The sequence below is a fragment of the Arthrobacter sp. FW306-06-A genome (assembly GCF_021870055.1).
In the GTDB taxonomy this organism is placed as follows: Bacteria; Actinomycetota; Actinomycetes; order Actinomycetales; family Micrococcaceae; genus Arthrobacter.
This window is the reverse complement of record NZ_CP084552.1, coordinates 3,518,107-3,540,079: the sequence shown is the minus strand read 5'-3', so window position 1 is coordinate 3,540,079 and position 21,973 is coordinate 3,518,107. Positions and strand designations below refer to the sequence as shown.

Below are 21,973 nucleotides of genomic sequence, written 5' to 3'. Positions count from 1 at the left end.
CGTTTTGGCGCTTGGGGCGTTTTGGCCGGTGCTAGCTTCGCAGGTGGTCGCGGTGCAAAGGGCAGCGCGGAAAGGCAAACATGACCACGTTAAGCAGGCCCCCGGCGGATCCTTCCGCGCATCACGCGCACGGAAGGAAGACGTTCCAGGGCTGGCTGCTCTTCGGGCTCCAGGACAGCAAGGGCGCCCATCCCGGTCCCGGGGGCGTGCCGACGCAGCATGAGAAGAAGCACACATGGTGGCAGGTCATGTGCCTGACGGGGGTGGACTACTTTTCCACCCTTGGCTACCAGCCGGCCATTGCTGCGCTTGCAGCAGGGGTCATCTCCCCGCTGGCCACCCTGGTACTGGTGGCGGTGACCCTGCTGGGCGCCCTGCCGGTGTACCGCAGGGTTGCCGGCGAAAGCCCCCGCGGTGAAGGCAGCATCGCCATGCTCGAGCGGCTGCTGCCCCGCTGGGGCGGCAAGCTCCTGGTGCTGGTCCTCCTGGGATTCGCAGCCACCGACTTCATGATCACCATGACCCTTTCGGCAGCAGACGCCACCGCGCACCTGCTCGGGAACCCGGTGGCTCCGGGGTGGCTGCAGGGCCAGAACGTCCCCGTCACCCTCTTCCTGCTTGCGTTGCTGGCCGCTGTGTTCCTGCGCGGCTTCAAGGAAGCCATCGGCATCGCCGTTGTCCTGGTGGTGTTCTACCTGGGCCTGAACGCTATCGTGGTTGCCGTTACTTTCGTTCAGGTACTCTCGCACCCCGCCGCCATGGGGGATTGGTGGACCAACCTGTGGGTGTCGCACGGAAATCCGGTGATGGCCGTGGCCATCGCGCTCCTCGTGTTCCCCAAACTGGCCCTGGGACTGTCCGGCTTCGAAACCGGCGTGGCCGTCATGCCGCAGGTCCTGGGGAAAGCGGACGACACCGAGGAAAATCCGGCCGGCCGCATCCGGGGTACCCGCCGCATGCTCACCACCGCCGCCGTGATCATGAGCGCCTTCCTGCTGACCACCAGCTTCATTACGGTTGTCCTGATCCCGGAACAGGAATTCCAGCCCGGTGGCCAGGCGAACGGCCGTGCCCTGGCCTTCCTGGCGCACGAATACCTCGGTGTGGGGTTCGGCAGCGTTTATGACATCAGCACCATCGGAATCCTCTGGTTCGCCGGTGCGTCGGCGATGGCCGGCCTGCTGAACCTCGTTCCCCGCTACCTGCCGCGGTACGGCATGGCTCCGGCCTGGGCCAAGGCCGTCCGGCCGCTGGTGCTCGTCTTCACCCTGGTCGGCTTCCTGATCACCTTCATCTTCAAGGCCGACGTCGATGCCCAGGGCGGTGCCTACGCCACCGGCGTCCTGGTGCTGATGACCTCCGCCGCCGTGGCCGTCACGCTATCGGCGCGCCGTCACGGGCAGCGGAACCTCACGGTGGGTTTCGGCGCCATCACCGTGGTGTTCGCCTACACCACGGTGGCCAACATCTTCGAACGGCCCGAGGGCATCCGGATCGCCGCCATCTTCATCCTTGGGATCATCGTCATCTCGCTGCTGTCCCGGGTCCGCCGCTCCTTCGAGCTGCATGCCACCCGGGTGCACCTGGACCAGCAGGCCCTGGAGTTCATGTCCAGCACCCTGGACGGGCCCATCGCGATCATCGCGCACGAGCCGCTGCGGATGACCGCGGAAGCGTACCGGGACAAGCTGGAGTCCGCCATCGAGGTCAGCCACCTGCCGCTGGCCGGCGACGCCCTGTTCCTCGAGGTTGTGGTGGATGATTCCTCGGACTTCGAAACCGAGCTGCACGTCAAGGGAGTGAACCGGCATGGGTATCACATCCTCGAAGTCCACGGCCCCGTGGTCCCCAACACCATCGCCTCCGTCCTGCTGCACATCAGGGACATCACCGGGCTCATGCCGCACATCTACTTCCGCTGGACCGAGGGCAACCCGATCAACAACCTGGTACGGTTCCTGTTCCTGGGCGAGGGAGAGATCGCGCCGGTGACCCGGGAGGTGCTGCGCGAGGCCGTCCCGGATGTCACCCAGCGCCCGTGGGTCCACGTCGGCTGACCGCCGTCGCACCGTAACGCCCACACCCTTCCCCGCGAGATGGCACTTGACGGCAATGTTTCCGCGGAGCATCGCCGTGAAGTGCCATCTCGCGGGACGGAGGAGTGCCAGCGCGCCACCATAATGGGACGCATGGACAGTCCCGTCACCATCCGCCCCATGTGCCCCGACGACTGGACAGCGGTCCACGCGATCTACGCCGCCGGCATTGCCACGGGGGAGGCGACCTTTGAGAGCGAGCCGCCCACCTGGGAAGCGTTCGACGGCGTCCGGCTGCCTGGCCACCGGATCGTCGCCGAAGATGCGGGCAGGGTCCTGGGATGGGCCGCGGTCTCCCGGGTTTCTTCACGGGAGGTGTACCGGGGCCTCGTGGAGCACTCCATCTATGTTGCCCCGCAGGCACAGGGCCGCGGCGTGGGCCGGCTGCTCCTGGACGCCCTGATTGAGTCGACGGAAGCGGCCGGAATCTGGACCATCCAGTCCAGCATTTTCCCTGAGAACATGGCGAGCCTTGCCCTGCACCGGAAGCTGGGCTTCCGGGTGGTGGGAACCCGGGAACGGATTGCCCGGATCAACCACGGCCCCAAGGCGGGCCACTGGCAGGACACGCTGCTCCTGGAACGCCGCAGTTCCGTGGCCGGGACCGAATAGAAGGACCTCCCGGCGCCGGGTCCGTACCTGCCTCCGGTGCCTAGACTGGACGTATGCGGGTAATGAACCCCGGGGGCTTTTGATGAGCCTGCAAGCGATGTTCGTGGGCGCCCTGTTGTCCGCCGTCGTGGCACTGGTCCTGCTCCTGCTGGTGCGGAGGGAACGGCGCGTGGGGGTCGTGGCAACGGCAGCAGCCGCGGCTCTCCTGATGCCCATGGCCTGGAATTCGATCCTTAACTGGACTGCAGCGATCGGCCTGTTCTCCCACGACCTGCCGTTCCCGCCGTTCCCCATCAGCTGGCAGGATACGGGAACGGGAGTGTTCACCCTTGCCGGCACCGCCATCGCCCTCATGTCCGGGCCCTGCAGGCGGGACGCAGCCCGCGGCGTGGCAGCGACCGCCGCCCTCACCGCGCTGGCCGCTCTGCTGGTGGACGTCTACCTCTACTGAAGTGGCGCCGGTACTCCGCGCGCTCGTACTCCGGGCGCCGGCTCAGCCGCGGCAGCGGGCGAAGCGGCCCGGCACCTACCGCGAGGGCAGCGTCAGGATCTCGGCGCCGTCGTCGGTAATGGCGATGGTGTGTTCCGTGTGGGCCGTCCGGCAGCCTGTGGCGCTCCGGAGCGTCCACCCGTCGTCGTCCGTCACCAGTTCAGCCGTGTCCGCCATGATCCACGGTTCCAGCGCCAGCAGCAGCCCGGGCCGGAGCTTGAAGCCGCGGCCGGGCCGGCCCATGTTGGGCACGTGCGGGTCCTGGTGCATGGTGGAGCCGATGCCGTGCCCGCCGAACTGCGTGTTGATGGGGTACCCCGCGTCGGTGAGAACGCGGCCGATGGCGTAGGAGATGTCGCCGATCTTTGCCGTTGGCCCTGCCGCAGCGATCCCGGCGGCCAGGGCCCGCTCGGTGGCCTCAATCATCGCCACGCTCTCCGCCGGCCGCGAATCGCCCACCAGGAAGCTGATGGCAGCGTCGGCGGCCACCCCGTTTTTCACGACGGCGAGGTCCAGGGTGAGCAGGTCGCCGTCGGCCAGTTCGTAGTTGTGCGGCAGTCCGTGCAGCACGGCATCGTTGACGCCCGTGCAGATGTAGTGGCCGAAGGGGCCGCGGCCGAACGATGGCGCATAGTCCACGTAGCATGACTCGGCCCCGGCCTCGGTGATCAGCTCCTTGGTCCACTGGTCGATGTCCAGCAGGTTGGTGCCCACGGCGGCGCGGCTCTTCATGGCCTGCAGGATGTCCGCCACCAAGGCTCCGGTCTCCCGTGCGCGGGCCACTTCAGCGGGGTTCAGGATCTCGATCATTGCGGCGCCCTTCGTCTGCGGCCAAAAGCTCTCGGGGCCATCCTATTTGCCGTGGCTGTGGGCGTTGCAAGGGGCGGAGGAAGCAGGGGGGATTTCCGCGGATTGCCAAAGATATAGATGAGTGTAAATATTTACACGTGTCTATGTCTTTGGAGCTGACCCCCGTCCAGGCCGTCGCCTGCTGTGCGCCCCTGGCGAGGGAGCCGTTGTCAGAACCGGAAGCGGAAGGAATCGCGCCGCTGTTGAAGGCGCTGGCCGATCCGGTCCGGCTGCGGCTGATGTCCCTGGTCGCCTCGCATGAGGGCGGCGAAGCCTGCGTCTGCGACCTCAATGACGCCTTTGAGCTGTCCCAGCCCACCATCAGCCACCACCTGAAGATCCTCCACGAGGTGGGTTTGCTGGACCGGGAAAAGCGGGGGGTGTGGGTCTACTACCGCGCCCGGACCGAGGCGCTGCAGAATTTGGCCGCCCTGATTGGCGGGCAGGCCACGTGAGCACACTTTCCCGCCGTGCCGCCGCCGAGTTTGTCGGCACCGCCTTCCTGGTGATGGCCGTGGTGGGCTCGGGCGTCATGGCGTCCAGGCTGTCCCCGGACGACGCCGGCCTGCAGCTTTTGCAGAACAGCCTCGCCACGGGTGCCGCGCTGGTGGCGCTGATCGTGGCACTGCAGCCGGTGTCGGCGTCGTTCAATCCGGTGGTGACCCTGGTGGAACGTGCACTGGGGATGATCGACACCAGGACCGCGGCAGGGTTGATTGCCGGCCAGGTTTTGGGCGGGCTGGCCGGAACCATCACGGCGAACCTGATGTTCGGGCTGGACGCGGTCGCCTGGTCCACGCACCAGCGCACCGGGCCTGACCTCTGGCTGGCCGAGGTCATCGCCACGGTGGGGCTGCTGCTGGTCATCTTCGGCACGGTCCGGTCCGGCCGGGCGGACAGGGTGGCCTTCGCCGTCGGCGGGTCTATCACCGCCGCCTACTGGTTCACCAGCTCCACCAGCTTCGCCAACCCGGCGGTGACCATCGCCCGGACCCTCACGGACACCTTTGCCGGCATCGCACCGCCGTCGGCCCCTGCCTTCATCCTGGCCCAGCTGCTGGGCGGTGCCCTGGGATACTTCCTGGTCCGCTTCCTCTACCCCTCCTTCACCGCTGCCGCTGCCGTCGCGGCTGACCGAAAGGTGCTCTCATGAGCCACAAACCCTCCGTCCTGTTCGTCTGCGTCCACAACGCCGGCCGTTCCCAGATGGCCGCCGCGTTCCTTACCTCGCTCTCGCAGGGCGCCATCGAGGTCCGTTCCGCCGGATCGCAGCCGGCGGAGAAGGTCAACCCGTCTGCGGTCCAGGCCATGGCGGAGGTGGGCATCGACATGTCCGCCGAGATCCCCAAGATCCTCACCACCGAAGCCGTGCAGGACTCTGACGTGGTGATCACCATGGGCTGCGGCGACGAATGCCCCTACTTCCCGGGCAAACGCTACGAAGACTGGGTGCTGGAGGATCCCGCCGGCAAAGGCGTGGAGTCCGTCCGGCCCATCCGCGACCAGATCAGGACCCGGGTGGAAGCCCTGATCGCCTCCCTCATTCCTGCCCAGAGCTGAATTGGAGCATGCCATGACATCGCCGGAACCTACATCGCTTGAGTCCCTGCAGTCCCTGCCTGTTGCCGTGATCGGCGCCGGACCCGTCGGCCTGGCCGCGGCCGCGCACCTGCTGGAACGCGGGCTGGAGCCATTGGTCCTCGAGGCAGGCCCAACTGTTGGCGCTGCCATCCGCCAGTGGGGCCACGTCCGCGTCTTTTCCACGTGGAAGTACAACCTGGACGCTGCCTCGGTCCGGTTGCTGGAACGCTCCGGGTGGGAAGCGCCCCGGCCCACCGCCCTGCCGTACGGCGCCCAGATCGTGTCCGAGTACCTGGAACCGCTGGCCGCAACGCCGGAACTGAAGGACCGAATCAGGACCGGGGCGCGGGTGGTGGCCGTCAGCCGGCAGGGCATGGACAAGGGCAGGAGCCAGGGCCGGGACACTGCCCCGTTCCTGCTGCGGATAGAGCACGACGGCGGCAAGGTCACCCAGGTGCTTGCCCGCGCCGTGGTGGATACTTCCGGCACCTGGAGCACCCCGGCGCCGCTGGGATCGTCAGGGTTGCCCGCCCCCGGCGAGGCAGAGGCCCGGGCGGCGGGCCTGGTCACGGGGCCACTGCCCGATGTTTCAGCTGGTGGTTTCGCCGGCCGCCGCACCCTGGTGATAGGTTCCGGCCATTCGGCGGCCAACATGGTCCTTGACCTGGCCCGGCTGGCCCGCGCCAATCCCGGCACCGAGGTGCTCTGGGCCATCCGCGCGGCCACACCCGCCCGCGCCTACGGGGGCGGGGATGCCGACCAACTGCCCGCCCGCGGCCAGCTCGGCGCGAGGCTCCGCACCGCCGTCGACACGGGTGCCGTCCAGCTCCTGACGGACTTCCACACCGCTTCCATCGGCGTGCATGACGGCGCGGTGACAGTGCACTCAACGGACGGCCGCGCTGTTGAGGTGGACCGCGTGATTCCCACTACCGGTTTCCGCCCGGACCTGGCCATGCTCTCCGAGCTGCGCCTGGACCTGGACCCGGCGGTGGAGGCACCCAAAGACCTCGGCCCGCTGATCGATCCCGATTTCCACAGCTGCGGAACCGTCCCTGCCCACGGCGCCCGCATCCTGGCCCAGCCGGAGAAGGACTTCTACCTGGCCGGCATGAAGTCCTACGGCCGGGCGCCCACCTTCCTGATGGCCACCGGCTACGAGCAGGTCCGCTCCATCGCCGCAGCCCTGGCCGGAGACACCGAGGCCGCGGACGCCGTGGAACTCGAACTCCCGGAAACCGGAGTGTGCTCCACCAGCATCCTCAGTGACTCGCATGATGCCGGTGATTCCGTCGGCGGATCCTGCTGCGCGGCGCCGGCACCGGTACCCGTGACGATCGGGTTCGCCACGGGCCTTCAGCACGGCCGCAGCAGCGGAACCATTTCGGGGTAGGCGTGCGTTCCAGCCCAGTTACTCCCGGCCGCCCGGGTGCACAGCCAAGGGCACGCCGTCCCTCACGGCGCGCCGCGGGAGGAGCGGAAGAGTAACTGGGCGGGAATGCATGGTTGGCCGGGACTCATGGGCCGGAAGGCTCACCCCAGTTGATGCCGATGGAGCGGCCGCGCGCGAAGTGGGCGTTCGCGATTTCATTGACTTCGCGGAGGCTCATGCCCGGATGGGCCAGGCGGATCCACTCGTAGTCCCATTCCTGCAGGTCCCGTTCGCGGCCGGCCCGTTTCTGGTTGCGCATGTGGGCTGTGAGGTCGTCGCCACCAACGGGGATGCGGGGTGCGGCAATGACGGGTTGCGGCTTAGGTGGGGGTATCGGGGCCGGACGGGGCGGAGCCTTCGTAGTGCGGACCAGCGCCACCGTCACTGCCACCACGCCCAGGCTGATGAGGATGACCCACCAGAATTTGATGATGATGGCTATGACGATCAGGACCAGGAAGGGGGCGCACCCGATAGTGCCGCCGCCCTTGCTGCGCGAGCGACGCCGTTTTGCTGCCATGGTGGTTCCTCTTGTGACGTGATGGAGCTATAGAATCCACTTTCGCACCGGCTACGCGCCGTGTCATGAGTACTAACTACTCAATTTTGACGCCTCATTAGGGGCCTGGCTGGTTGCCCTGCACGGTGCCGATTGCTCACCGGACCTCAATAGCGCCCATCATGCCAAGATCCTCATGGTCCCGGATGTGGCAGTGGTAGGCGGAGCGTCCGCGGAAGTCCGCGAATGCCACCCGGACGGTGACCCGTCCGTTTGCCGGTAGGTTCACCACGTCGCGCCAGTCGGGGGAGGAAGCTTGCTGACCGTTTTGCTCGACGACCTGCATGGGCCAGACGTGCAGGTGGAACGGGTGGTCCATCGTGCTGGTGTTGATAAGGGTCCATTCCTCGACGGTTCCGGCCCCGGCGGTGATATCGGTCCTGGCCGGATCGAACTCCCTGCCGTTAATGGTGAAACGCATCATGCCGGCCCCGCCCATTCCCATGCCGGCGGACAGGACGATTTGCCGGTGGACGGCCAGCGCTGCACCCCTCAGGTCCAAAGGCGCTCTTAGTGCAGGGACTGCTGCCTGGGGAGGGGCGGCTTCGCCGGCCACCTGGAAAGAAGCCAGCGCCACGCCGTCGGCCGGCTCAGCGGGTCCAAGCGGCCCAGGCCCCTGGCCCATCATCCCCGCGGTGCTGCCGCGGTTGTACCGGAACGCGCGCAAAGAGGAGTTGCCGGCCTTGGCGGTGACCAGCAGGTCAGCCCGGTTACCGGGGGTCATCACCAGATCTTCCACCTGCCGCGGTTCGCCGAGCCGGCCGGAGTCCATGCCCAGCAGCTGCAGTTGCTGCCCGTCCAGCCGCAGCTGCAGGTAGCGCGCTACACAGGCGTTGACGACGCGCCACCGTTCCCGCTGCCCGGGACGGGAAGTGAACTGGGGGTTGATTTGGCCGTTCACCAGGAGCAGTTCGCCCTCCCGGCCCGCCATCCGCCCCATCACTGACGTGGCGCTGATGTTCCCCAAACCGTCCACCGAGGTGTCCGATACCACCAGCACACGCTCGGCGCTGGACTCGATTGGCTCAGGGTCCTCCACGATGATGGCTCCATAGAGCCCGGCGAAGACCTGGTCGGCCACCATCCCGTGATGATGGGGGTGGTACCAGTACAGGCCGGGCGGGTGATCCGCGGGCAGCCGGTATTCGTAGTCGAACGAAGTGCCTGGCGCGACCGCGACGAACACGTTGTCCCCGTTGTTCTCGGGCGACACGTGGAGGCCGTGCACGTGCAGGTTGGTGGGCTGGGACAGGCTGTTGGTGAGACTTATCTTGAGGGTGTCCCCAGCCTTGAGACGAAGGGTGGGCCCGGGCACGCTGCCGTTGTACGCGAGCGCCGTGGCCTGCCGCCCGCCAAGCTGGACCTGCGCAGGGCCGGCTGCGAGCCGAACCTGCAGTTGCCCGTTCCCGCTCCGGAGTTCTTCCGGCTGGATCAGGCTGCCGCCAAAAGGCCGGGCGGCGGGGGAGGACAGGGACCAGATCAGGCCGGCTCCGCCTGCCACAGTGCCCGCAGCCCCCAGCCCGCCGAGGAGGAGCGCCTGCCGGCGGCTTATGGGGCGCACTACCGGCCCTCGCCGAGCACCCTGAGCTGTTCGCGGTACTGCTCCGCGGTCAGTTCACCCCTCGCGAAGCGCTCATCGAGGATCTGCCGCGCCGTCGATGCCGGCGGCCCTTCCCGCCCCTGCCCGCCGCTCCGGATACCACCGCCGAAAACCCGCACGGCCACGAAGACGAGCAGCGCTATGCCCAAGAGCATCAGGATGCCCCAGAGCCACCAGCCTGCGCCCTGCCCGTAACCCCACATCATCGCCGGAGCCCTTCTTCGCGTTGGTACTTGCGATTCTTGGCGCGTTCCGGCCCGGTAGGTAGGGCCCGAGGACCCGTCGATCCCCGGCGACGCGCCTGCCCATATTCGGTTCCCCGCACTCCAGCCCAGTTACTCCCGGCCCCTCCGGTACCCGGGCCTGGACACGCCGTCAGCCACGGCGCGGTCCGGGAAAAGCGGAAGAGCAACTGGGCGGGAATGCACGGTGGCGGGCCAAGCCAGCAGCAGGGTCAGTCCGTGATGTCGGTGCTGGTGCTCAGCTCCTGCCACTGCTCCAGCTCGGCGCGCTGGGCTTCCGCCACCTTGCCGAAGGCGCCGAACGCGTCCGTGCCCAAGACCAGCAGGCCCGGCGGGTTGGGGGATTCCACGACGGCGATGATCGCCCGTGCTGCCTTGTCCGGGTCGCCGGGCTGGTTGCCGTGCGCGGTGTCGTGTTCCTTGCGGCGCTTGCCGGCGGTGTCCGCGTAGTCACCGATCGCCGAAGCGGACTGCGTGAGCGAGCGGCCGGCGAAGTCGGTGCGGAAGCCGCCCGGTTCGATCGCGGTGACATTGATGCCCAGCGGCTTCAGCTCGCTGCGGAGGGACCCCGACATGCCCTCCAGTGCAGCCTTGGTGGCCGCGTAGTAGCCGGAGCCGGGCGGTGTGATCCGTGCGCCGATGGACGAAATGTTCAGGATGGAGCCGGCCTTGTTGGCGCGCATGCCCGGCAACACTGCCTTGATCATGTCCACCGCGCCGAAAAAGTTCGTGTCGAACAGGCGGCGGATGTCGGCGTCGTCCGCTTCCTCCACCGCCGCCCGGTAGCCGTAGCCGGCGTTGTTCACCAGCACGTCGATGCTGCCGAACTTCTCCTCCGCCTGCTTCACCGCTGCGGCAATCTGCGCCTTGTCGGTGACGTCGAGGGCCAGGGGAAGCGCGGTGTCCGGGAAGCCGGCAGTGATGTCCTGCACCGCGTCCACGTTCCGGGCGGTGACGACGGCGTTGTGCCCGGACGCGAGCACGGCCTCCGCGAGTGCCCGGCCAAGTCCGGTGGAGCAGCCTGTGATGAGCCATGTTGCCATTGGTGTTTCCTTTCGTGGGGGTTAGGCGGGGGCAGGCACTTAGCGCCGGTGCCGCCGTCGTGCGTTGGGCGTCAGTTCGTGGGCGCCGTAACTGTTGTCGTCCGGGTTGACGGTGACGCCGGGGGCGACCAGCTGGTCGATGCGGTCCAGCACCTCGGGGGCCAGGACGGTGTCCGCGGCCGGGAGGTAGGACTCCAGCTGCTCCATGGTGCGCGGGCCCACGATCGCGGAGGTGACGCCGGGGTGGTTGATGACGAACGCGATGGCCATCTCGATGAGCGTGACGCCTGCCCATTCGGCCACCTGGGCCAGCTCCTCCACGATGTCGAGCTTGCGCTGGTTGGCCGGCTGCGTCATGTCGAACCGGGCACTCGGCCGTGCTGACGACGTGGGCCGGGACGCCGAGTCCTTCCGCCACCGGCCCGAAAGCCAGCCGCCGGCCAGCGGGCTGTAGGTGAGGGTGCCCATCCCGTGCCGCTGCACCGTGGGAAGGACATCCTCCTCGATGCCGCGGACCAGGATGGAGTAGGGCGGCTGCTCGGTGACGAACCGCTCCAGGTTGCGCTCGCGGGAGGCCCACTGCGCCTCCACGATTTGCGAACCGGAGTAGGACGAGGAACCGATGTAACGCACCTTGCCCTGGCGGACCAGGTCGGTGAGGGCGCCCAGGGTCTCCTCCACGTCGGTGTCCGGGCTGGGCCGGTGCACCTGGTAGAGGTCGATGTAGTCGGTGTTCAGGCGGCGCAGGGAGTTCTCCACCTCGCGCATGATCCACCGGCGGGAGCCGCCGCGCTGGTTGGGGTCCTTCTCGTCCATGGGCATGAAGAACTTGGTGGCGAGGAAGGCGTCGTCGCGCCTTCCTGCCAGTGCTTCCCCCACGATCTCTTCGGAGGCACCGCCGGAGTACACGTCCGCGGTGTCGATGAAGTTGATGCCGGCGTCCAGGGCGCGGTGGATGATGCGGGTGGCGTCGGCGCGGTCGTTGTTGCCCCACGGGCCGAACATCATCGCGCCGAGGCAGAGGGGGCTGACCTGCACACCGGTGCGGCCAAGCGGGCGGTAATCCATGCTGTGCTCCTACTATCTGCGGCGGTCTAGGCTTCGGGGATGACCATGGCGAACCGCTCCGGGCGGGCCACATCGGGGTCCGGGCCGCTGCGGACGCCGGAGTCCAGGGCGTCGATGGCAGTGAGTTCCTGGGCGGCGAGCTCGAAATCGAACACGTCGAAGTTCTCCGCAATGCGTGCCGGATTGGTGGACTTGGGGATGGCGGAGCGGCCCTGCTGCAGGTGCCAGCGCAGCATCACCTGGGCGGGCGTTTTGCCATGGGCCTGCGCGATGCCGGCAATCACCGGGTCGCGCATGACGTTCTTCCGGTTCTCGCCCCAGCCGGGGTAGAAGGTGATGCCGCCGATGGGTGACCAGGCCTGGGTAAGGATCCGGTGGTCCTCATCGATGGTCTGGACAGCCGGCTGCTGGAAATACGGGTGGAGCTCGATCTGGTTGACGGCCGGGACCACGTCGGTTTCCGCCAGCAGCTGCTGCAGGTGGTGGGGCATGAAGTTGCTGACGCCGATGGCCCGCACCCGTCCATCCTTGAGCAGGGTTTCCAAGGCCTTGTACGCGGCGACGGTTTTGTCGAACCGGTCCGGGGCGGGCTGGTGCAGGATGAACAGGTCCAGCTGCTCTACGCCCAGCTTGCCCACGGCCTTGTCCCACGCGTGCAGCGCCTGATCGTAGCCGTAGTCGCTGACCCACACCTTGGTCTCGATAAAGACGTCTTCGCGCGCCAGGGCCGAACGCCTGATCCCTTCGCCCACCTCCCGCTCATTGCCGTACGCGGCGGCGGTGTCGATGTGCCGGTAGCCCACCTCCAGCGCGGTCTGGACGGCCGCCGTCGTCTCTTCCGGGGGACTTTGGAAAACGCCCAGGCCGAGTGCGGGCATGGTGACACCGTTGTTGAGTTTGAGTTCCATGCCTTCACGCTATGTGGGTGTCCGCGATTGTGGGAGGGCTTGCCAGTCCCTCCTTCGCCGGTTTGGGCACGCGTACCGTGGAGCCATGACCAACACCGATGACGTGCGGAAATTCCTGACCTCCCGCCGTGCCCGGATCACGCCGGAGGAGGCCGCGCTGCCCGCGTACGGCGGCAACCGGCGCGTGGCGGGGCTGCGCCGGGAAGAAGTGGCGATGCTGGCCGGGCTGAGCGTTGACTATTACATCCGGCTGGAACGGGGAAACCTGTCCGGCGCGTCGGACAGCGTCCTTGAGGCCCTGGCGCGCGCCCTGCAGCTGGACGACGCCGAGACGGCCCACCTTTTCGACCTGGCCCGCGCGGCCACCGCCGCCCCGCGGGTGCGGCGCAAGCGGAGTCCCTTGACGGTGCGTCCCAGCGTGCAGCGGGTCATTGATGCGATTACGACGGCGCCGGCCTGGGTCCGCAACGACCGCGGCGATGTGCTGGCCTCCAATGAGCTGGGCCGGGCCCTGTACCTGGAAATGATGGCGGAGCCGGTCACTCCGCCGAACAGTGCGCGGTTCACCTTCCTGAATCCGAAGGCGCGGGAGTTCTTCCGCGACTGGGAGCGGAGCGCGGATGACATCGTGGCGGTCCTGCGCTCCACCGCCGGGAAGAACCCGTACGACAAGGACCTCTCGGACTTGATCGGCGAGCTCTCAACCCGCAGCGAGGAGTTCCGCATCCGCTGGGCCCGGCACGACGTGAAGTACCACCGCACGGGGCGCAAACGCCTGCACCACTCCATCGTGGGGGACCTGGACCTCACCTACGAAGCGATGGAACTCCCAGCGGACCCGGGGCTGCGGATCAACATCTATACGGCCGAGCCTGGCACGCCGTCGGAGGATGCGCTGAAGGTGCTGGCCAGCTGGGCCGCCACGCAGACAGCGGCTGTGGTTCCGGCCCGGGAGGCCACATGACCCGCGCTTCTGCGCGTATTCGTTTGCGAGGCCCATATTCCTTTTCGAGGCGCATATTCCTTTGCGCAGCAGATATGCGGGCCGCGAAAAGGAATATGCGCGTCGCGGGTGCTTCTGCGCGTCACTATGCGGGCCAGGCGTGCGGCTTCAGGACTCAGCGTTGATGAACCCAATAATGATTGCTGTCCACCATCACAGCTGTGACACTGCCAGGCAGGACAGCAAGTGCACCCGCTGGCCAGGGGACAAGTCCGTGAAGGTGGTGTCGACCGGCAGCCGGGCGAGCCGCCGCATAAGGGGCACAAGCATGATCCCGTTCAGGCTGAGGACAAGAACCGCAGCGAGCTTGACGTCGGTCATGGGGTTTTCCAGATGTGGGCTCAGGAACGCACCGGTGGCGAGCAGCCCGGCAAGACCGCCCCAGATGAGCGGCGTCGCAGCCCCGTCCAGTCGAATGATCTCGCCAAGTCCGCGCCGGCCGATCAACCACAGAAAACCATGCCAGTCGACCAGGATGATGGCGCCAAAAGCCACAACAAGGCATAAGTCGTGCACCACGAGGTCGACGGCATGGACGTATCCATCGACATAGACCATGGGTGACAAGCTGACGGACAGCAGCCAGGCCACCACAGCCGCTGCGGCAAGGGCTACAACCAGGCGCCGGGTGGACCGTTCGGATTCCCGATGCCTCCTGATGGTGCGTCGGCTGACCGGCACGTAACTCATGAGATACCTCTGCGGAGACCTGCCAGCTGTGGCCTTCCCAGTAAGGCCCGGAGTAGCTCCAACATAGTCCTGCGCATTCCTGTCAACAAGGAACAGGCCTCCCGAAGCCAAGCAATTGGTTTCGATGCGCAGGTTCCTTGCCGCTCCTGAATGCCCGGCGCCAGGCGAAATCATCCGCCCTCCTCCAGCCACGCCATCGCCTCATCCATGGACGTGAAGTACCGGGTGGGGTGCACCGGCTTGTGCCTGCCGGTGTAGAAGCTGGCAAGGGTCTGGTCCACGGGGGAGGTGCCCACCACGGCGGCACGCGTCAGGGGCCAGGTACCGGCAAAGGCCTTTAGCGCCCCCTGGTCAATCCACTCCACGCCGGTTATTTCCACCAGCAGCGGCAGGGCGCGGCCGCCGCTAAGCTCTTTGGCGCGCTCCATCAGCGCCACAGCATCGCGTTCCGTGACCACATCCCCGTGCCCCCACTTGAGGTGCAGCAGCTCCCCGGAGAGCTCGATGGTCCCGGTGACGTCTTCCATGCCTACTACTTTGCTGCTCCTTCACCGCGTACAGCAATACGGCTCGAAAAAGGTACGACGACGGCGGCTCACCTGCCGCCGGAACGCACCGCCGCTGGGCGTCCAGGCAGACTCCCGGGGCGCCCCTTCAGCCACCGTTCCGCCAGGCCCATGGCGCGTGTTGCCGCCGCCCAGTACAGGACCCCGCAGGCCAGGGAGGCCAGTACCGCGAGGCCTTTGGCCAGGGGTTCGAAGCCATCAGCGAAGTCGAACAGGGGGTACACCAGCCAGTGCGTGACGTAGATGTACAGCGAGGCGCTGGCCAGCAGCGCCGTGATCCGGCGCAATCCGCGGGGAACCCGCAGCGTGGGAAGCCAGAGCAGGACCAGGCAGCCGGCGAGGATCGTGGCGCTGCGGTAGGGGTTGTCGAAGGACGCGGGAACCGTGAGGAAGGCGAGACCTGTCACCGCGATCCGCTCCCACTGGGTGCGGGAGGCGGCGGCCGCCCAGCCCAGTCCGAACAGCCACAGCACCGGACCCTGGCCCGGGTAGCGGCTGTCCACCAGGCCATAAAGCAGGGGCAGGTCAACGGCAACCAGAACCACGCCGAACGCCCACGGCCAGCGCCGCACCACCCGGTCAACGGCCGGTATCGCCAGCAGCAGGGAAAGGCCAAGGAGGATGTGGACCAGGATCTCCACGAACCAGAACCGCGAGTAGTCACTCCATCCTTCGGGGCCCAGCAGCGGATTGAGCAGGACTACGTTATGCCAGGCGTATCTGTCCGTCACGGCAAAGGCGAACCCGATGACGGCAATGCTCGGCACGGCGATCCGGGCGATGCTGCGCAGGTGCCGCCGGAACCGCGCACCACGCTCCCCGGACAGCTGGAACCGCGCGAAGTTGTACCCCGCCACGGCCATGAGCACATGCGCGGTGCCCTGCCAGTGGAAGAACCCGATGTGCGTGGAGACGATGGCAATGATCGCCACCGCACGAAGCACGATTCCCGTCTCCATTGGTGCAAGCAACGGGCGCTGCACCCGGTGAACCCGGGTCCCCGCAGGTTTGCCGGCCGGCGCGGCAGCCGGTGCCACGTGCGGCGCAGGCGTCAGTTCGCAGACAGGCATCAGGTGCCAGCCTTCGGGAAGGTACCCGAGTGCACGCTCCAGCCGGACCGACGCCGCCACGTAGGACAGGGAGTCGCCGCCCAGGGACACGAACGTATCGGTGCCGGCGACGCGGTCCACTTCAAGCACCTCCGCGAAGATGCGCGGCACATCAGTGGAGCCCGCGCCGGGAACTGCAGTGCCGCCGTCGTGCGCTTCTTCACCACCGCCGAGGGCGAGGACGGCAGGATAGTCCGGCTTTCCGTTGCCAAGGCGCGGTATGGCTTCGACGCGGTGAAGTCCGACGGCGGCGCGCGGCAGGCCCAGGTCCTGCGCCAGGGTTTTGGCGAGCAGGGTGAGGTCGTGGTCGCCTTCGACGGCGGCAGTCACCGCGGCGTCGGAACCGGCGGCGGCCGCCGTGACACCGAGGTCCGCCAGAATCCGCTCCACGTGTCCCAGGTCCACGCGGAGCCCGGCAATTTTCAGGAAGCGGCTGCGCCTGCCAACAATCTGGTACAGCCCCTCGGGCCCTCGCCTGGCCAGGTCGCCCGTGCGCAGTTCGGTCAGGACCCGGCCAAAAGCAAGATCCTCCGGCCGTTCGGCGTACCCCAGCATCACGTTGGGGCCGGAATACACCAGTTCATCGGCGTCCAGCCCGGGGACCGGCTCCAGCCGGAAGGAGCCGCCCGGGATGGGTACGCCGATGGACTCGGGATGCACCACGGCCTGTTCCGGCGGCAGGTATGCCATCCGCGCCGTGGCCTCGGTCTGGCCGTACATCACGAACAGGTCCCACCCCTTCCGCCGGCCCAGGTCGGCATACCAGCGCACCCGCTCCGGTGCCAGCCGTCCGCCGGCCTGGGTGATGTAGCGCAGGTTCGGCAGGTCCATGTCCTGGAATCCCACGCGGTCCAGGAGGTCGAAGGTGTACGGTACGGCGGCGAATGAGGTCACGTTACCGGTGCGGACCAGGTCCCAGAAACAGGGGTCCACAACCGAGAGGTCCGTCAGCGCCAGGGACGCGCCCGCCAGAAGGTGGCTGTTCACCACACTCATCCCGTAGCAGTAGGAGAGCGGAAGGGTGGTGGCAGCTTTGTCGGCCGGTTGCAGCTGCAGGTATTCAGCGATTGCCGCGGCGTTGGCCTGGATGTTGTCCGCGGAAAGGCGGACCAACTTGGGGGAGCCGGTGGATCCGGACGTGCTGAGGAGCAGGGCCAGATCGGGGTGCAGGTCGTGGGAGGTCTGCTCCCGGCGCACGTCCAGGGCCGCGTCACCGGGGTGGGATGTCCGGACTACGATGTCCGGATCGTAGGCAGTTATCAGCGCATTTGCGGCGGACTCGCCGCTTGGAAGGACCAGCAGGGGATTGCCCGAGGACAAGGCCGCCAGGTAGGCCACCACAGACGGCAGGGTGTTCGCGGCCTCCAGCGCAATGAGCCGCCGGCCGTGCCCCAACGTCCTGGCAAATTCCTCCACGCGGAGGGCCAGTTCCGCGTAGCTCAGGGACAGGCTTCCCGTGCTCACGGCGGGACGGTCTCCGAAGCGGGCAAGGTCGGCGGCAAACGGAACGCCGGTGAGCTTTGTCTCTGTCATCACCAAAGAACCGTAGAAGGTGAGGCTAACCTAACTCAAATGGACGTATCTGTGGTTCCGCTCTTTCGCCGGCAGGGCAGGCGGTAGCAAAATATTGTCGAAACCTTCGGCAGCCCCTGCTGCCCAGCCATGACAAGGTGCCAAGCCATGAATTATTTGCTTCCACCGGCCTATGAGCCTGCCGGACTCACCGGACGGATGGTCACCGGCCTCCTCTCCGCGGAGGATGCTTCAAGGGCCGTGCAGTCCCTGGCGTCTGCGCTGCGGGACGTGATTCCGCACGCTGCGGGCGCGGGGGTCTCCCTGATTAGCGCCGACGGCCGCGGCGAAACCATAGGTGCCACAGACAGTCTGGTGCTCCAGGCGGACAAGTTGCAGTATGAACTGGGCCAGGGGCCATGCCTGAGCGCCTGGGCCGGGCAGCGCGCCGTCATCATCCAGGACACATGGAAAGAAACCCGCTGGCCGGAGTGGACGGCGGCAGTTGCCGGCTTTCCGCTGCGGTCGGTCCTCAGCGCGCCGCTGACCCCTGACGGAAGGCCGATCGGTGCCCTGAAAGTGTATTCACCCGTCCCGCTGGCGTTCGACGACAACTCGGTGTTCCTGATCGAGCGGCTCGCTGCCCCGGCCGCGGTCATGCTGGGCCATGTTCGGGACCGGGCGGCTGCGCAGCGGATGACGGAGGAGTTGGCTGAAGCTTTGGCAGGCAGGGACATGATCGCCCAGGCCCAGGGCATCCTGATTGAGCGGCTGAATCTCACCTCGCAGGAAGCGTTGGACGTGCTGCTGGCCCGCTCCCGGGGCGAGAGTACGCCACTGCATGATGTGGCACGGGAGGTCCTCCAGGAGACCGTCGGCGAATAGGGACGCCCGCCGCCAAGATCGCCAGTATTGACGGCCGGAAGTGGATGGGGAAAGGGCAGCTTGTCCCCTCCCCATCCAATCCACACCAGGAACCCCCCCCAATAACGGGGAGAGCGTTGCCCCGGGCTTCCTGGTGGCTTGCTTGGACCGGGTGGTCGGCCAGAGAATTGACGGATAGACGTTTTCGTCAATTCTGCTAGAAGTGTGGCCCTCGCTCCGCTGCAAGGTCAAGGGACCTTAGTACGGGATGGATGGGCAGGACATGGAGATCGGGGATCAGGATCCGGTCCCGTGCTGCGCGTTCTGCAGCTCCTGGGCGGCCGCTGCCCGAAGAGTGAGGTTGGCGTTGCGCGCCGTCATGATGAGGTGCTTCGCCGCCTCGTCCAAGGTAAAGCCGCATCGCGCAGCTATTGCTTCGCACGCGTCAGCAATCACCGCCCGCGATGCCAGGGTATGTTCCAGCTCCGCAAACTGCTCGTCGGAAAAGGTTGCCGGGGTGGTACCAGGGACGCCAGGCGGCGCCGGCATAGGTGTGGCAACGTTATGCGTCCGCCTCGGTGTGTAGTTCGCGCGGACCACGGCAGCCGCCACCTGCGACTGCAGCACGGAGCGTGCGGCGGCAAGCAGGTTCGCCACCTCAGGGCTAGCGAGCCGGTACATCAGCCGCCCCTCGGAGCGCTGGCACTCGATCAGCCGCTGGCCCCGCATTTGGGCCAGGTGGCGCGACAGGTGCGAGGCCTTCTCGCCGGTAGCCGCGCAGAGTTCCGGGATGGAAGACCCGCCATGGGACAGCGTGTCCAGGACCTGCGCCCTCACCGGATGGGCCGCGGCCTTGAAAACCTCCGCGAGAGCCAGCATCGACGGCCGTGCCCCGTCTGCATCAGGGACTTGTTTCGTCACGGTTTCCCACCCTTGCCTTGTCCGGGCCCCGCCAGGGAGACACGCCAATGTGTTGACGCCTAAGATCGTCCCCCGCAACCGGACGTCAGCGCAACGATTTCCCGCAGAAATGCCCGGCAGGGGAAACACGGCGGCGGCCAGCGCCAAAAGGAGCGGACCGCCGGTGGTGCAGGGGGAGGCTATGCGGTGGTCAGCACCGTCTTCAGCCAGCCTTCCTCGCGCCGGTCGAAGTTCAGGTAGGCGTCCACCACGTCGCTGATCGGTTCGTGCTGGGTGATGAATGTGGTGGGGTCGAAGACACCGGAGGCCACCAGGTCCACCAGCGGCGGCGTGACCGATCGGTGGTCGCAGTTGCCCATCCGGATGGTCAGATTCTTGTTCATGGCCTGGCCAATGGGATAGGTCATCATCGCCGGGCTGTACACGCCAATGATCCCGATGCGGCCGTACTTCCGCACGGTCTCGATGCTCCACTGCGAAACCTGCGACGGCGCGTTCCCCGGCACCCAGTTGTCGCCCTGCACATTGGTGGACGGGGCAACCTCGGCCACTTCCTGCGCGAACTGCTCCGCCTGCTCCTCGCCTTTGGCCGCCGCGGGCCCGGCCCAGGGCCGCTGCGCATCCACGCCAACGGCATCGATCACCGCGTCCACGCCGATTCCCTGCGTCGCCTCCTGCAGGGCCTCCGCGGGGTCCTCGCTGTTGAAATTGATGACATCTGCGTTCTGGTCGAGCGCCTGGACCAGCCGGGTCTCGATCCCGTCCACGGCGAACACCCGCGACGCACCCTGCCGGAACGCGGACGCGATTGCCAGCTGCCCCACAATGCCCGCGCCATACACGGCCACCGTGTCGCCGCGCTGGATGCCGGCCAGCTGCGCGCCGAACCAGGCCGTGGGGAAGATGTCCGAAAGCAGGATGGCCTGTTCGTCGCTGACATTGTCCGGCAGCCGGGTCAGGGTGTTCGAGGCCCACGGAATCCGCGCGTACTCCGCCTGCAGCCCGTTGATGGGGCCGGTGGTCTCCGGTCCGCCGAAGAAGCACGTCCCCGCCTGCGGGCCGTTCGGGTTGGCAACATCGCACTGCGCAGTATGTCCGGCCCGGCACTGCCAGCACACGCCGCAGGACATGGTCGAGGAGACAATCACGCGGTCCCCGGGCGCGAACCGCCGCACGGCCTTGCCCACGGCCGTCACCTCTCCCACGGCTTCATGGCCCAGGATGGTGCCTTCCTTCATGCCGGACATGGTGCCGCGGATGAAGTGCAAGTCGGTGCCGCAGATGGCGCTGCGGGTGATGCGGACAATGGCGTCGTTCGGATCGAGGATGGTGGGATCGTCCACGTTGTCCAGGCGGATGTCGCCTTCGCCGTGCCATACAAGAGCTTTCATGATGGGACTCCTTTTACGCGCTCAAACCGCCAAATAGGGTTCTGGTCATCAGGCACTGCATGCGCCCAGCTGCAAGATAGTAAGCCTACTGCCTATTTTGCGGCAGGGCGAGGGTTCCATCCACCCCCGAGCGACGCGCATCCTCATTTCCGCTGCTCAAGTTCCGGCCCGACGCGCAAATTCCTGAGCGCACTCCAAATAAGCGCCGCGCCATGGAGGGATCGTGTCATGGGAAGTTTTGCGCGTCGAAAACAGCGGAACGCGTACGACGCCGGGCCACGCCTGCCGCCGCCAGTTTCCGTTCCAGCGTTCCAGCCGCAGCGAGGTCCGCCCAGTCCCACCGCTCCACGCGGAATCCCAACGAACGAAGCCGGTTTTCGCGGTTCTTCTCAGCGAGAACGGCCTCGGATGTGGTCCGGCCCTTGAGGAACTCGGGTTTGACGTACTTCTCTTCGCCGTCGAACTCCCCAATGACCCTTGAGTCCTTCCAGTAGAAGTCCGAGTACCCTACCAGTCCGGCGGCGTCCGTGAAGCGCTGCTGGAGGATCGGGGGTTCGAAGCCGGCCACGTGGATCAGCGCGCGGCTCCAGGACTCGCCTGCTGAAGCGGATGCGGGATCGGCAAAGGCGATGGCGGTCCGGATCCTGCGCGCCGCCGCCGCGGAGTAAAGCCCACCAATGCCTGCCTCCAGTTCGGCCTTGGCCAGGGCATGCAATTGACGGCCCAGGTCCTGCCGCAGCACGTGGTCCAGCGGCGCTATGGCTTCGGTGAAGGGGCTGAAAGCGGCCAGATCCAGAACAGTCCGGACGCGTCCGGTGACCAGGAGCCCCTCCAGCTTCACCACTTCCAAACCCTCACGCGCAGCGAAGTGGCGGGTGACTCCGGCACGTGACCTCCCGCCGTCGTTCTTCAACGTGAGGGCCTGCACGGGGTGGTTCTGCCCGATGAACGGGATGTCCCACACGCTGGCCGAGGAATGCCGGGCGAAAATGGTGGGCTTTTCAAAGGTCTCCGCGGCGGCCTGGACCCGGACGCGGTACTGCTGCCAGGGCCTCATGGCCCGCCACGTGGGCCCGTCCACATACACGCCGTGCCTGATCCGCACCAGGGCGCCGGACCGCACGCGCTTGGCCAGAGCGTGGGCGTTGAGCCCGTGCAAAATGCGGTCCCGTGACAGCAGGAACGGCGGGAGGTTGGTCATATCCCCACGCTGCCCCCAGGGGCCGCTGCCAAGAAGGGGCTTCTGAGGCTATGTGGAAAAGCGCCGGCGCGGGCGGGGCAGCCAGTTAGCCTCCGTCACCGGCGACGCGCATCCGCGTTTCCGCTGCGCACGTTCCTTTCCGCGGCCCATATGTGCGCCGCGCAAGTGAGCACGTGCGTCGAAAATGCACCCGCACGTCGAGCACTGGAGCGGGCCGAGGCTTCAGCAGGAACGCA

22 protein-coding genes are annotated in these 21,973 nt (G+C 67.1%); 9 read left to right on the top strand and 13 right to left on the bottom strand.

What is annotated here, in order from left to right; translation table 11 throughout:
* Positions 1–80: 80 nt before the first annotated feature.
* The 3 genes from LFT49_RS16530 to LFT49_RS16520 all read left to right on the top strand — a co-directional run bounded on the left by LFT49_RS16530 (position 81) and on the right by LFT49_RS16520 (position 3,159).
* Complete coding sequence (locus tag LFT49_RS16530) at positions 81–2,057, top strand: amino acid transporter (RefSeq protein ID WP_237428811.1); 1,977 nt, start codon at positions 81–83, stop codon at positions 2,055–2,057.
* Positions 2,058–2,189: 132 nt separating this feature from the next.
* Entirely contained in the window at positions 2,190–2,708 is a 519-nt protein-coding gene (locus LFT49_RS16525) for a GNAT family N-acetyltransferase (protein ID WP_237428810.1), read from the top strand.
* An 82-nt stretch (positions 2,709–2,790) separates the two neighbouring features.
* On the top strand, positions 2,791–3,159 hold the full coding sequence (locus tag LFT49_RS16520; protein ID WP_236820342.1) for a hypothetical protein: 369 nt from the start codon (positions 2,791–2,793) through the stop codon (positions 3,157–3,159).
* A gap of 75 nt (positions 3,160–3,234) precedes the next feature.
* Here the strand turns inward: LFT49_RS16520 and map are convergent, their stop codons facing one another.
* Positions 3,235–4,008 carry a type I methionyl aminopeptidase gene (map, locus tag LFT49_RS16515; protein ID WP_236820341.1) on the bottom strand — a complete coding sequence of 258 codons (774 nt, stop codon included), beginning with the start codon at positions 4,006–4,008 and terminating at the stop codon, positions 3,235–3,237.
* A 143-nt stretch (positions 4,009–4,151) separates the two neighbouring features.
* Here map and LFT49_RS16510 point away from each other — a divergent pair, with 143 nt between their 5' ends.
* Genes LFT49_RS16510 through LFT49_RS16495 form a run of 4 tightly spaced genes read left to right on the top strand, consistent with a single transcriptional unit; the run spans position 4,152 to position 7,021 of the window.
* The gene (locus LFT49_RS16510) at positions 4,152–4,502 is read left to right on the top strand and encodes an ArsR/SmtB family transcription factor (protein ID WP_236802921.1); all 351 of its coding nucleotides are present in this window, start codon (positions 4,152–4,154) and stop codon (positions 4,500–4,502) included.
* Positions 4,499–5,200, top strand: coding sequence for an aquaporin (locus LFT49_RS16505; RefSeq protein ID WP_237428809.1), 702 nt, complete (start codon positions 4,499–4,501; stop codon positions 5,198–5,200). Before LFT49_RS16510 ends, LFT49_RS16505 begins: the two co-directional genes overlap by 4 nt.
* Complete coding sequence (locus tag LFT49_RS16500) at positions 5,197–5,607, top strand: arsenate reductase ArsC (RefSeq protein WP_236799405.1); 411 nt, start codon at positions 5,197–5,199, stop codon at positions 5,605–5,607. The genes LFT49_RS16505 and LFT49_RS16500 overlap by 4 nt, the downstream gene beginning before the upstream one ends.
* A gap of 13 nt (positions 5,608–5,620) precedes the next feature.
* Entirely contained in the window at positions 5,621–7,021 is a 1,401-nt protein-coding gene (locus LFT49_RS16495) for an FAD-dependent oxidoreductase (RefSeq protein WP_237428808.1), read from the top strand.
* A gap of 124 nt (positions 7,022–7,145) precedes the next feature.
* Here LFT49_RS16495 and LFT49_RS16490 read toward each other — a convergent pair whose 3' ends face one another.
* From LFT49_RS16490 to LFT49_RS16465, 6 genes are all read right to left on the bottom strand, one after another.
* Positions 7,146–7,580 (bottom strand): hypothetical protein, encoded by a 435-nt coding sequence (locus tag LFT49_RS16490; protein WP_237428807.1) that lies wholly within the window; start codon positions 7,578–7,580, stop codon positions 7,146–7,148.
* A 136-nt stretch (positions 7,581–7,716) separates the two neighbouring features.
* Positions 7,717–9,180: a multicopper oxidase family protein gene (locus tag LFT49_RS16485; RefSeq protein ID WP_237428806.1), complete on the bottom strand. Its 1,464-nt coding sequence runs from the start codon at positions 9,178–9,180 to the stop codon at positions 7,717–7,719.
* Positions 9,180–9,425, bottom strand: coding sequence for an SHOCT domain-containing protein (locus LFT49_RS16480; protein ID WP_237428805.1), 246 nt, complete (start codon positions 9,423–9,425; stop codon positions 9,180–9,182). Before LFT49_RS16480 ends, LFT49_RS16485 begins: the two co-directional genes overlap by 1 nt.
* Before the next feature lie 248 nt (positions 9,426–9,673).
* The gene (locus LFT49_RS16475; RefSeq protein ID WP_236799397.1) at positions 9,674–10,504 is read right to left on the bottom strand and encodes an oxidoreductase; all 831 of its coding nucleotides are present in this window, start codon (positions 10,502–10,504) and stop codon (positions 9,674–9,676) included.
* Between the two features lie 39 nt (positions 10,505–10,543).
* Positions 10,544–11,572, bottom strand: a complete 1,029-nt coding sequence (locus LFT49_RS16470; RefSeq protein ID WP_237428804.1) for an aldo/keto reductase — start codon at positions 11,570–11,572, stop codon at positions 10,544–10,546.
* Between the two features lie 26 nt (positions 11,573–11,598).
* Positions 11,599–12,480: an aldo/keto reductase gene (locus LFT49_RS16465; protein ID WP_237428803.1), complete on the bottom strand. Its 882-nt coding sequence runs from the start codon at positions 12,478–12,480 to the stop codon at positions 11,599–11,601.
* An 85-nt stretch (positions 12,481–12,565) separates the two neighbouring features.
* On the opposite strand from LFT49_RS16465, the gene LFT49_RS16460 reads away from it, so the two are divergent.
* On the top strand, positions 12,566–13,444 hold the full coding sequence (locus tag LFT49_RS16460) for a helix-turn-helix transcriptional regulator (RefSeq protein ID WP_237428802.1): 879 nt from the start codon (positions 12,566–12,568) through the stop codon (positions 13,442–13,444).
* Positions 13,445–13,636: 192 nt separating this feature from the next.
* On the opposite strand, the gene LFT49_RS16455 is transcribed toward LFT49_RS16460, so the two are convergent.
* The 3 genes from LFT49_RS16455 to LFT49_RS16445 all read right to left on the bottom strand — a co-directional run bounded on the left by LFT49_RS16455 (position 13,637) and on the right by LFT49_RS16445 (position 17,381).
* Positions 13,637–14,173 carry a hypothetical protein gene (locus LFT49_RS16455; protein ID WP_237428801.1) on the bottom strand — a complete coding sequence of 179 codons (537 nt, stop codon included), beginning with the start codon at positions 14,171–14,173 and terminating at the stop codon, positions 13,637–13,639.
* A 170-nt stretch (positions 14,174–14,343) separates the two neighbouring features.
* Complete coding sequence (locus LFT49_RS16450; RefSeq protein WP_236799386.1) at positions 14,344–14,700, bottom strand: DUF7793 family protein; 357 nt, start codon at positions 14,698–14,700, stop codon at positions 14,344–14,346.
* A gap of 68 nt (positions 14,701–14,768) precedes the next feature.
* On the bottom strand, positions 14,769–17,381 hold the full coding sequence (locus LFT49_RS16445; RefSeq protein WP_237430535.1) for an AMP-binding protein: 2,613 nt from the start codon (positions 17,379–17,381) through the stop codon (positions 14,769–14,771).
* Between the two features lie 147 nt (positions 17,382–17,528).
* Between LFT49_RS16445 and LFT49_RS16440 the strand changes: the two genes are divergently transcribed.
* Positions 17,529–18,245, top strand: coding sequence for a GAF and ANTAR domain-containing protein (locus LFT49_RS16440; protein WP_237428800.1), 717 nt, complete (start codon positions 17,529–17,531; stop codon positions 18,243–18,245).
* Positions 18,246–18,521: 276 nt separating this feature from the next.
* Here the strand turns inward: LFT49_RS16440 and LFT49_RS16435 are convergent, their stop codons facing one another.
* From LFT49_RS16435 to LFT49_RS16425, 3 genes are all read right to left on the bottom strand, one after another.
* Complete coding sequence (locus tag LFT49_RS16435; protein WP_237428799.1) at positions 18,522–19,145, bottom strand: metalloregulator ArsR/SmtB family transcription factor; 624 nt, start codon at positions 19,143–19,145, stop codon at positions 18,522–18,524.
* Between the two features lie 179 nt (positions 19,146–19,324).
* Complete coding sequence (locus LFT49_RS16430; RefSeq protein ID WP_236799382.1) at positions 19,325–20,536, bottom strand: alcohol dehydrogenase catalytic domain-containing protein; 1,212 nt, start codon at positions 20,534–20,536, stop codon at positions 19,325–19,327.
* Between the two features lie 226 nt (positions 20,537–20,762).
* Positions 20,763–21,737: a type IV toxin-antitoxin system AbiEi family antitoxin domain-containing protein gene (locus LFT49_RS16425; RefSeq protein WP_237428798.1), complete on the bottom strand. Its 975-nt coding sequence runs from the start codon at positions 21,735–21,737 to the stop codon at positions 20,763–20,765.
* Positions 21,738–21,973: the final 236 nt, after the last annotated feature.

Coding starts and splice junctions, on each gene's coding strand:
- LFT49_RS16475 (WP_236799397.1), bottom strand. CDS start 10,504: ATGGCAACATGGCTCATCACAGGCTGCTCCACCGGACTTGGCCGGGCA.
- LFT49_RS16525 (WP_237428810.1), top strand. CDS start 2,190: ATGGACAGTCCCGTCACCATCCGCCCCATGTGCCCCGACGACTGGACA.
- LFT49_RS16470 (WP_237428804.1), bottom strand. CDS start 11,572: ATGGATTACCGCCCGCTTGGCCGCACCGGTGTGCAGGTCAGCCCCCTC.
- LFT49_RS16455 (WP_237428801.1), bottom strand. CDS start 14,173: ATGAGTTACGTGCCGGTCAGCCGACGCACCATCAGGAGGCATCGGGAA.
- LFT49_RS16520 (WP_236820342.1), top strand. CDS start 2,791: ATGAGCCTGCAAGCGATGTTCGTGGGCGCCCTGTTGTCCGCCGTCGTG.
- LFT49_RS16480 (WP_237428805.1), bottom strand. CDS start 9,425: ATGATGTGGGGTTACGGGCAGGGCGCAGGCTGGTGGCTCTGGGGCATC.
- LFT49_RS16510 (WP_236802921.1), top strand. CDS start 4,152: ATGTCTTTGGAGCTGACCCCCGTCCAGGCCGTCGCCTGCTGTGCGCCC.
- LFT49_RS16465 (WP_237428803.1), bottom strand. CDS start 12,480: ATGGAACTCAAACTCAACAACGGTGTCACCATGCCCGCACTCGGCCTG.
- LFT49_RS16450 (WP_236799386.1), bottom strand. CDS start 14,700: ATGGAAGACGTCACCGGGACCATCGAGCTCTCCGGGGAGCTGCTGCAC.
- LFT49_RS16425 (WP_237428798.1), bottom strand. CDS start 21,737: ATGACCAACCTCCCGCCGTTCCTGCTGTCACGGGACCGCATTTTGCAC.
- LFT49_RS16430 (WP_236799382.1), bottom strand. CDS start 20,536: ATGAAAGCTCTTGTATGGCACGGCGAAGGCGACATCCGCCTGGACAAC.
- LFT49_RS16530 (WP_237428811.1), top strand. CDS start 81: ATGACCACGTTAAGCAGGCCCCCGGCGGATCCTTCCGCGCATCACGCG.
- LFT49_RS16490 (WP_237428807.1), bottom strand. CDS start 7,580: ATGGCAGCAAAACGGCGTCGCTCGCGCAGCAAGGGCGGCGGCACTATC.
- LFT49_RS16445 (WP_237430535.1), bottom strand. CDS start 17,381: ATGACAGAGACAAAGCTCACCGGCGTTCCGTTTGCCGCCGACCTTGCC.
- map (WP_236820341.1), bottom strand. CDS start 4,008: ATGATCGAGATCCTGAACCCCGCTGAAGTGGCCCGCGCACGGGAGACC.
- LFT49_RS16440 (WP_237428800.1), top strand. CDS start 17,529: ATGAATTATTTGCTTCCACCGGCCTATGAGCCTGCCGGACTCACCGGA.
- LFT49_RS16500 (WP_236799405.1), top strand. CDS start 5,197: ATGAGCCACAAACCCTCCGTCCTGTTCGTCTGCGTCCACAACGCCGGC.
- LFT49_RS16460 (WP_237428802.1), top strand. CDS start 12,566: ATGACCAACACCGATGACGTGCGGAAATTCCTGACCTCCCGCCGTGCC.
- LFT49_RS16495 (WP_237428808.1), top strand. CDS start 5,621: ATGACATCGCCGGAACCTACATCGCTTGAGTCCCTGCAGTCCCTGCCT.